Here is a 321-nt window from a genome sequence, read left to right as displayed (position 1 = left end):
ATTTGGTCTGGACCGTTATAATCAGCATTGGGGGTGTAATCGATCGTATCGTCCGTGGGATCGTTTGGTGTACCGCCATCGTTAACAGTTGCTGTTCCGTTAGTTGGTGGGGTCGTGATGGTAATTGTCCCAGTGCTTGGACCATCGCCTCCAAAATCGTCATCGTCTAATACATCGATATTAACCGTATCGTCTTCATCTACACTTGCCGTATCGTCTACTGCGGTTGGTGTGTCGTTTACTGGGTCTACTGTTATATCTACTACGGCTGTGGTACAATCGCCATCGGCATCACATATCTCATAAGTGATTTGGTCTGGA

At 47.0% G+C, this 321-nt stretch carries 1 protein-coding gene; it reads right to left on the bottom strand.

Going from position 1 to position 321, the window contains the following annotated elements; all coding sequences use genetic code 11:
• The coding region (locus EYD45_RS16850) for an Ig-like domain-containing protein (protein WP_233702696.1) at positions 1 to 321 on the bottom strand (321 nt) is incomplete at both ends.

This window comes from Hyunsoonleella flava, assembly GCF_004310325.1.
Classification (GTDB): domain Bacteria; phylum Bacteroidota; class Bacteroidia; order Flavobacteriales; family Flavobacteriaceae; genus Jejuia; species Jejuia flava.
Note: the sequence above shows the minus strand (reverse complement) of the source record. Positions and strands in the feature narration are given on the sequence as shown.